The sequence below is a fragment of the Amycolatopsis circi genome (assembly GCF_003385235.1).
GTDB lineage: Bacteria > Actinomycetota > Actinomycetes > Mycobacteriales > Pseudonocardiaceae > Amycolatopsis > Amycolatopsis circi.
In genome coordinates this window covers 1-8,620 of the sequence record NZ_PQIA01000223.1, presented here as the reverse complement: position 1 = coordinate 8,620, position 8,620 = coordinate 1, and the positions used below count along the sequence as shown (strand labels likewise).

The 8,620-nt window shown below is 68.9% G+C and carries 8 protein-coding genes; all 8 read left to right on the top strand.

The genetic code is table 11. The annotated features are described in order from the left end of the window. Window positions 1–828 (top strand): SDR family NAD(P)-dependent oxidoreductase (locus tag D0D37_RS44600; protein ID WP_244223899.1); only part of this gene is annotated, 828 nt, incomplete at its 5' end. Continuing rightward, complete coding sequence (locus D0D37_RS44595) at window positions 821–1,615, top strand: SDR family NAD(P)-dependent oxidoreductase (RefSeq protein WP_116206605.1); 795 nt, start codon at window positions 821–823, stop codon at window positions 1,613–1,615. The genes D0D37_RS44600 and D0D37_RS44595, both read left to right, overlap by 8 nt. After that, window positions 1,612–3,018, top strand: a complete 1,407-nt coding sequence (locus D0D37_RS44590; RefSeq protein WP_116206604.1) for an FAD-dependent oxidoreductase — start codon at window positions 1,612–1,614, stop codon at window positions 3,016–3,018. Before D0D37_RS44595 ends, D0D37_RS44590 begins: the two co-directional genes overlap by 4 nt. A gap of 139 nt (window positions 3,019–3,157) precedes the next feature. Beyond that, on the top strand, window positions 3,158–4,492 hold the full coding sequence (locus D0D37_RS44585) for an MFS transporter (RefSeq protein ID WP_116206603.1): 1,335 nt from the start codon (window positions 3,158–3,160) through the stop codon (window positions 4,490–4,492). 43 nt (window positions 4,493–4,535) lie between these two features. Continuing rightward, complete coding sequence (locus D0D37_RS44580) at window positions 4,536–5,075, top strand: MarR family winged helix-turn-helix transcriptional regulator (RefSeq protein WP_116206602.1); 540 nt, start codon at window positions 4,536–4,538, stop codon at window positions 5,073–5,075. A 169-nt stretch (window positions 5,076–5,244) separates the two neighbouring features. Then, window positions 5,245–6,444: a homogentisate 1,2-dioxygenase gene (locus D0D37_RS44575; RefSeq protein ID WP_116206601.1), complete on the top strand. Its 1,200-nt coding sequence runs from the start codon at window positions 5,245–5,247 to the stop codon at window positions 6,442–6,444. Next, window positions 6,411–7,268 carry a hypothetical protein gene (locus D0D37_RS44570; protein ID WP_116206600.1) on the top strand — a complete coding sequence of 286 codons (858 nt, stop codon included), beginning with the start codon at window positions 6,411–6,413 and terminating at the stop codon, window positions 7,266–7,268. Before D0D37_RS44575 ends, D0D37_RS44570 begins: the two co-directional genes overlap by 34 nt. Beyond that, the gene (gene fahA, locus D0D37_RS44565) at window positions 7,265–8,434 is read left to right on the top strand and encodes a fumarylacetoacetase (RefSeq protein WP_116206599.1); all 1,170 of its coding nucleotides are present in this window, start codon (window positions 7,265–7,267) and stop codon (window positions 8,432–8,434) included. The genes D0D37_RS44570 and fahA overlap by 4 nt, the downstream gene beginning before the upstream one ends. Window positions 8,435–8,620 lie beyond the last annotated feature (186 nt).

Here is an 8,620-nt window from a genome sequence, read left to right as displayed (position 1 = left end):
GGCTGGTGCAGCACCGGCCCCGGCCGGGTGCTGCACCAGCCCGCGACCGCGCGTTACCCGGAGATGCCGGGCAAGGTCGCCGTGGTCACCGGCGCGGCCCGCGGCATGGGCGCGCGGTTCGCCGCCGGTCTCGCCACGCGCGGGGTGCACGTGGTGGGCGGCGATCTCGACACCGCCGCGATGACCGCCACCGCCGACGAGCTGACCGTCGCCCTGGCCGCTGAGTCCATTGAGGACAAGCCGGGCCGGATCGTCGCGTCCGCTGTGGACGTCACCCGCGCCGAGGACCACGTCGCGCTCGCCCAGCGCGCGATCGACGAGTTCGGCCGCATCGACTTCTGGGTCAACAACGCCGGAATCTTCCCCTACGGCGAGGTTCCCGACATCACCCCGGAGCAGATCCGCTCGACGCTTTCGGTGAACGTCGAGGGCGTGCTGTTCGGTGCGCAGGCCGCAGCCGCGCGGATGGAACCGGGCAGCGCGATCGTCAACATGGCGTCGGTGTCCGCGGTCCGCGTGCGCAAGGGCCGCGCTGCGTACTGCAGTTCGAAGGCGGCCGTCGCGCACCTCACCGAATCGCTCGCGGTGGAACTCGGCGACCAGGGCATCCGGGTCAATTCCATTGCCCCGGGCTACATCGACACCGAGATGACCCGCTGGATCCAGGACGACGCTCCCGCGCTGGCCAAAGCGCTGGACGCGGTGCCGCTGCACCGGATCGGCTCGCCGGAAGAGGTCTGCAGCGTCCTGCTGTTCCTGCTTTCGGACAGTTCGCGGTACGTGACCGGGCACAGCCTCGCGGTCGACGGCGGCTCCCGGCATGTCTGACGCCACCGAAGCCGTGCGCTACCCGGACGTCGTGCTCGTGACGGGCGCGGCGAACGGAATGGGCGCGCAACACGCCCGCGCGCTCGGCGAACGCGGCGTGCACGTCTGCGTCGCGGATTTCGCTGGTGCGGACGAAATCGCGGACGAGATCCGCGTGAACGGCGGTGCGGCGACTCCGTACACAATGGACGTCGTCGAGCCAGCACAGTGGACTCGCGTGCTCGACCGGATCCGCGCCGAGCACGGTTCGCTCGGCGGGCTCGTGAACAACGCCGGGATCTCGCGGCGGCTGGAATTCCAGGACACCACCGCCGAGGTCTGGGACCGCGTGCTGGCGGTGAACCTGTCCGGGCCGTTCCACGGGATGCGCGCGGCCGCGCCGCTGATGCGCGATTCGGGCGGCGGTTCGATCGTGAACATCTCGTCGATCTCCGGCCAGATCGGCTACTTCTCCCCCGCCTACTCGGCGAGCAAATGGGGCTTGACCGGATTGTCGAAGTCCGCCGCGGGCAATTTCGCGAAGTGGCGGATCCGGGTCAACTCCGTCCACCCCGGACTGGTCGACACCGGGCTGCTGGCGGGCGCGGACGCGTTCGTCAAGTCCGCTGTGGACAGTGTGCCCGCCGGAAGGATGGCCGACCCCAAGGAAATCACCGACACGGTGCTGTTCCTGCTGTCGGACCGGTCCACCTACCTGACCGGAAGCGAGGTCACTGTGGACGGCGGTCTCGTCTCGAACGGCCTCTACCATCGCATTCTCGCCGAAACCGGAGGTGATCTGGGATGAGCGTCGACGCGGACGTCGTGGTGATCGGCGGAGGCGGCGCGGGTCTGGCTGCCGCTGTCTCCGCGGCCGAGCACGGTGCCTCGGTGATGCTGTTCGAGTCGGAGAAAGAACTCGGCGGTTCCACCCAGCTGTCCGCGGGCATGCTCACCGCGGCGGGCACGAGCGTCCAGCGCGAACTGGGCATCGAGGACACGCCGGAACGGTTTTTCCAGCACTACCTCGACCTCAACCAGTGGCAGCTGAAACCCGGCCTGCTCAAGACGTTCTGCCGCGAAGCCGGTCCAGCCGTCGAATGGCTGATCGGGCTCGGTGCGGAAATCCCGGCGAAGGTGTCGCACGACGCGCACACCCCGGGCCTGACCCGCGCAGGCGTCGAGGATGTCTGGCGCGGGCACGTGCCGAAGGACCAGGGTTACGGCCTCGTCCAGGTGCTCGACCGTGCGCGCCGCAAGGCTGGCGCCGAAGCGGTGCTGAACACCCGCGTCGAACGGCTGCTCGTGGAGGACGGCCGGGTCGCTGGCGTGGTCGCCGACGGCATCGAGGTCCGCGCGAACTCGGTGATCGTGACGAGCGGCGGATTCGCCCAGGACCCCGCACTTCGCTCGCGGTACTACGCGGACGCGGACGCGGCGGGCGAGGATCTGTTCGTCGTCGCCGCGCCCGGTTCGAGGGGTGACCATTTCGCGTTCGGCGAGCAGGTGTCCGCCTCGATCACCGGCGAGGGCTGGGGATTGCTGCTGCCGACCGCGTATTTTCAGCGTCTGCACCACTGGCAGTCCGGTTTCCCGCCGCGCTCGCGAGTCTTGGTGAACGCGCACGGCCGCCGGTTCATGGACGAGGACGCGTCGTACGCGGTGTCCAGCGGCATCATTTCCGCGCAGGACGGTCCAGTGTGGATGGTCTTCGACGACCGAGCGCGCCGCGACCTCCCGCCGGGCTACGCGCATTGGAACGCCGACCACGTTCTGTCCGAAGCGGACGCCGGTCGCACCCTCCGTGCTGACACACTGGAGGCATTGGCGGGCAAGATGAACGTGCCCGCCGACACCCTCCAGGCCACTGTGGACAGATGGAACACCCAACTCCCCACTGGCGAGGATCCGGAGTTCCTGCGGCACGAAACGCTGTCCGCCAAGGGAGCTACCGAACCGCCCGCGAAAATCGCCACCGGCCCGTTCTTCGCCGCCCGCACGCTGCCCGCCGAACTGGTCTGCACGCACGCCGGGCTGGAAATCGACTCCAGCGCCGCGGTGCTCGATGTCCGCGGCGACCGCGTGCCCGGGCTGTTCGCCGCGGGCGAGGCCGGTGCGGGCGTGCTCGGCTTCCGCTACGTCGGCGGCGGCAACGCGGTCGCCAACGCCGTCACCATGGGCCGCATCGCCGGTCGCTCCGCCGCTGCCTGACCCCTCAGACTTACTAATCCAACCAAAAGCAGGCCGTCCCCGCCCCGGCACGTAACCGTTGCTACGAAGCCATTAGGCCGTGACTGTGGTCGGATTAGTAACGATCAGCACAGTACTGCTCACCGTCGAGGAGAACCCCATGTCCGTCCCCGCCGCAGCCGCCACCACGGCGGACTCCCCGCTGGCCAGACGAACCGTCCGCAAGGTCGGCGTCCGCGTCATGCCGATCGTCCTGCTGCTCTACATCTTCAACTACATGGACCGGGCGAACATCGGCTACGCCCAGCTCGGCATGGCCAAAGAGCTCACCATCACTGCCGCGACCTTCGGCGTCGCGTCGGCGATCTTCTTCCTCGCCTACGTGGTGTTCGAGGTCCCCAGCAACATGATCATGAAGAAGGTCGGGGCCCGGCTGTGGCTCAGCCGGATCGCGGTCAGCTGGGGCATCGTGACCGTGCTGACCGGGTTCGTCGCGAGCGTGACGCACCTGATGATCGCGCGGATCCTGCTCGGCGTCGCCGAAGCGGGCCTGTTCCCCGGGCTGCTGCTGTACTTGACCTTCTGGTTCCGCGGCAAGGAACGCGGCCGGGCCATCGCGACGCTCGCGCTCGCGCAGCCGATCGCGCTGATCCTCGGCAGCCTCTTCGGCGGCTGGATCCTCGACCACGTGCACTGGTTCGGCATGAGCAGCTGGCAGTGGGTCTTCATCCTGCAGGGCGTGCCCGCGGTGCTGATCGGCCTGCTGACCTTCTTCTACCTGCCGAACAAGCCCGCCGACGCGAAGTTCCTGACCGCCGAGGAAAGCTCCTGGCTGCAGGCCGAGATCGACCGCGAGTACGTGCCGGAGGAGAAGGAAACGTTCCTCGGCCAGCTGCGCGCGGTTCGTGACGGCAAAGTGCTGCTGCTGGCGATTTCCAACCTCTTCATCGCCTGCGGCCTGTACGGGCTGACGTTCTTCCTGCCGCTGATCGTGAAACAGCTCGACCCGAAGTACTCCTCGACCAACATCGGCCTGCTCGGCGCGATCCCGTACGTGGTCGGCGCGGTCGGCATGCTGCTGCTCGCCCGCAACTCCGACCGGACCGGCGAGCGCAAGGGACACGTGATCGGCACCGTGCTGGTGGCGGCGATCGGGTTCTTCGGCGCGATGCAGTTCAAGACCGTGCCGGCGTTGTCGCTGATCAGCCTCTCGCTGGCGGCGATCGGCGTACTCGGCTACCTCGCGCCGTACTGGGCGATGGCCGCGCGAGTGCTGTCGAAGGAGCACACGGCGGTCGGCCTGGCGGCGATCAACTCGATCGCCGCGCTCGGCGGGTTCTTCGGGCCGTACGCGATCGGGCTCGCGGCCACCGAGACCGACGTGACGGTCGGGCTGTACTTCCCGATCGGCTGTCTGATCTTGGCCGCGGTGATGCTGACGTTCCTGAAGGTGCCGCGCGACACGGGCTCCCGCCTGTCTCGTCCAGTGAAGTAGTTTCGAGTTTGATTATCCCGGCGGCGCGGGTACCGTGCTGTCCATGCAGGACTCCGCCGCGCCGCCGGACCCGGACTCGCTCGACTTCTGGTCGTTCATCGCGCTGGCCAACCGCAGGTTGTCGCAGGAGTTCGGGTTCCGCCACCAGCTGGCGACCGAGGTGCTGCTGACGCTGAACCGGGCGTCGAACCTGGTCACCTACGACCTCGAATCCGCCGTGCACCGGCCGCGCGGGAGGTCGTGGTCGGCGTTCCGCGTGCTGTTCGTCGTGTGGCTGGCCGGGCCACTCGAACCGTCCGCAGCCGCGCGGCTCACCGGGATGAGCCGCGCGGCGGTGTCGAATCTGGCGAAGACCCTGGTCAGCGAGGGTTTGCTGACCAGGACGCCGGGCGAGACGGACGGCCGCTCGGTGCGGCTTTCGCTCACCGAGGCCGGGCAAGCGGAGATGCTCGAGGTGTTCGAGGCGCAGAACGAACGCGAGGCCGGGTGGGTCGAGGTGCTCACCGAGGCCGAGCAGCGCGTGCTGGTGCTGCTGCTGGACAAGCTCATCTCCGGCCGGGCCGGGTTCGCGACCCGCCGCTAACTCGCCGCACCGCCGTCCGTGAGGGGAACCCTGAGGGACTCTGAGTCCCTCAGGGTTCCCCTCACGGACTTCTCAGCCAAGCGCTAGCCCTTTCCCCCGGCCAGTCCGTGGACTAGGCTGGCCGGAAAGTAGTACATACTTTGATTACTTCGCGCCGAGGAGGCGACCCATGGCCTACTACCGCAGCGCGGGCAGCATCCCGCCTAAGCGGCACACCCAGCACCGCACGCCCGAAGGCGGGCTCTATTCCGAGGAGCTGATGGGCGAGGAGGGCTTCTCCTCCGACTCGTCGCTGCTCTACCACCGCGGCATCCCGTCCGCGATCGTCGACGCGACGCCGTGGGAACTGCCGGACCAGACGCTCACCGAGAACCGGCCGCTCAAGCCGTTGCACCTCAAGCTGCACACGCTGTTCCCGGGCCAGGACTGGAAGAGCGCGGACGTCGTCAGCAACCGCCGGCTCGTGCTCGGCAACGGCGACGTGCGCATCTCCTACGTCGCCGCCGGCGAGGCTTCCCCGTTGTACCGCAACGCGATCGGCGACGAATGCGTGTACGTCGAGTCCGGCGAAGCGGTCGTCGAGACGGTGTTCGGCGCACTGCCCGCCCGCGCCGGCGATTACGTCATCCTCCCTCGCGCCACTACGCACCGCTGGGTGCCGAAGGGCCCGGAGCCGTTGCGCGCCTATGTGATCGAGGCGAACTCGCACATCGCGCCGCCGAAGCGCTACCTGTCGCGCTACGGCCAGTTGCTGGAGCACGCGCCGTACTGTGAGCGCGACCTGCACGGCCCGGCCGAGCCGCTGCTCGCCGAGGGCACCGACGTCGAGGTGCTGGTGAAGCACCGCGGCTCGCGCGGCGTCGTCGGCACGCGCTACGTGTACCCGACGCACCCGTTCGACGTGGTCGGCTGGGACGGCTGCCTTTACCCGTACACGTTCAACGTCTCCGATTTCGAGCCCATCACCGGCCGCGTGCACCAGCCGCCGCCCGTGCACCAGGTGTTCGAGGGCAACAACTTCGTCATCTGCAACTTCGTCCCGCGCAAGGTCGATTACCACCCGCTGTCGATCCCGGTGCCGTACTACCATTCCAATGTGGACTCCGACGAGGTGATGTTCTACTGCGGCGGGAACTACGAGGCGCGCAAGGGGTCCGGCATCGGGCAGGGCTCGATCAGCCTGCACCCCGGCGGGCACAGCCACGGCCCGCAGCCGGGCGCGGTGGAGCGCTCGATCGGCGCGGAGTTCTTCGACGAACTGGCCGTCATGGTCGACACGTTCCGCCCGCTGGAAATCGGCGAGGGCGGCCACGCGAGCGACGACCCCGGCTATGCCTGGACCTGGGCAGGACGGGGACCGCAGTCGTGACCGACGCACTGACCCGCGGCCTGCTGGACGACGCCGCGGTCTTCCCGCCCGGCCTCGCGCCGCTGCCGGACGCCGTCGCCGCGCACGATCGGCACACTGCTTCGTCGTACGCCGCGATGGTCGGCCCGCTGGTCGTCGCGGCGTCCGGCTTGGCGGAGCTGGCAGAAGTCGTTGTGGGCCGGGAAACCACCCTGTCGCTCACCGTGACGCTGCCCGCCGGGCCGAGCGGGATCACCGACGTGCTCAAGGCCGTCGGCGGCCTGCCAGTGACTGTTGAATCGCTGGAAATCGCGGTGCCGCAAGGAATGAGCGTCGCCGGGTTTCTGTCCGCAGTGGACGGTTGCCCGGTTCCCGTCGCCGTGGAGATCCCGCGCGACGAACGCCGGGTTCCGTTGCTGCAGGCGCTTTCCGGCACGCCGCACAAGGCGAAGTTCCGCACCGGCGGCACGTCGGCCGAGTACTACCCGGACGAAGCCGAGCTGGCCGCCGCGATCCGCGCGACCGCCGAGGCAGGCGTGCCGTTCAAGGCGACCGCGGGCCTGCACCACGCGATCCGCAACACCGATCCGACGACCGGCTTTGAACAGCACGGATTCTTGAATCTTTTGCTCGCTGCCGAAGCGGTCGGCCGCGGTGCCGAGGACGAGGAAGTCGTTGCGCTGCTTGCCGAACGCGACGGCGCCGCGGTCGCCGACCGCATCCGCGCGCTGGCCCCGGAACGCCTGGCCGCGGCCCGCGCTGACTTCACCTCGTTCGGCACCTGCAGCATCACCGACCCGCTCACCGAACTGACAGACCTAGGCCTGATCGGAGCCCCCGCATGACCGTGCTCGACATCCCCGCCGGCTCCCCCTTCGGCGTCGAAAACCTGCCGTACGGCGTTTTCTCGGCAGGCGACGGCAGTCCCCGAGTGGGCGTGCGCGTGGGCGAGCACGTGCTGGACCTGTCGATCGCCTTGGGCGACGCGGTCTTCGCCGAGCCGACGCTGAACGCCTTCATGGCGCAGGGCTACGACCGCTGGGTCGAGGTCCGCACGCGGCTGCAGACGCTGGTCACCGGCGAGGTGCCCGCCGAAGCCGTGCACGCGATCGGTGACGTCAAGCTGCACCTGCCGATCGAAGTCGCCGACTACGTGGACTTCTACGCCTCGGAACACCACGCGTCGAACGTCGGCCGGCTGTTCCGTCCGGACGCGGAACCGTTGCTGCCCAACTGGAAACACCTCCCGGTCGGCTACCACGGCCGCTCCGGCACGGTCTACGTGTCCGGCACCGACGTGGTCCGCCCGAGCGGCCAGCGCAAGGGCGAGGACGGCCCGGTCTTCGGCCCGAGCACCCGCCTGGACATCGAGGCGGAACTGGGCTTCGTCGTCGGCGCTGGCACCCCCGCCAACACCCCGATCTCGCCGGACGACTTCCCTCGCCACGTCTTCGGCGCGGTCCTGCTGAACGACTGGTCCGCGCGCGACATCCAGGCCTGGGAGTACGTCCCGCTGGGCCCGAACCTGGGCAAGAGCTTCGCGACGTCGATCTCGCCGTGGGTGGTCCCGGTCCTGGCGCTGGCCGAGGCCCGCGTGCCGCTGCCCGGCCAGACGTCACCGGAACCGCTGCCCTACCTGCGGGAAACGTCGCCGTGGGGCCTGGACATCAACCTGGCGGTGCAGTGGAACGGCCAGGAGGTAGCCCGCCCGCCGTACCGCGAGATGTACTGGTCCCCCGCGCAGATGCTGGCCCACCTGACCGTCAATGGTGCCTCCGCCCGCACCGGCGACCTCTACGGCTCCGGCACGATCTCCGGGGCGGAACCAACGGAACGGGGTTCATTCCTGGAACTCTCCTGGGGCGGCCGGGCCCCCTTGACCGTCAACGGCGAGCAACGCACCTTCCTGCAAGACGGCGACCAGGTCACCATCACCGGTGCCGCCACCACCAGCAGCGGCGCGACCCTGGGCTTCGGCGAAGTCCGGGGCCGCATCCTCCCCGCTAAGTAACCCGTTCAAAGGACGTGAGGGGAACCTTCACGGACTCAGAGTCCCTGTTGAGTCGCAGCTGTTGTGACACAGTTTGTGTCTCTCGGCATGTGACACACCCTGGTGGGGTGGGTTGCCGGGTCTGTCGCCTGATCGGCGTTGTGGTGTGCCCATGGCGCGGAAGCGAGCGAAGATGCTGTTGATGGA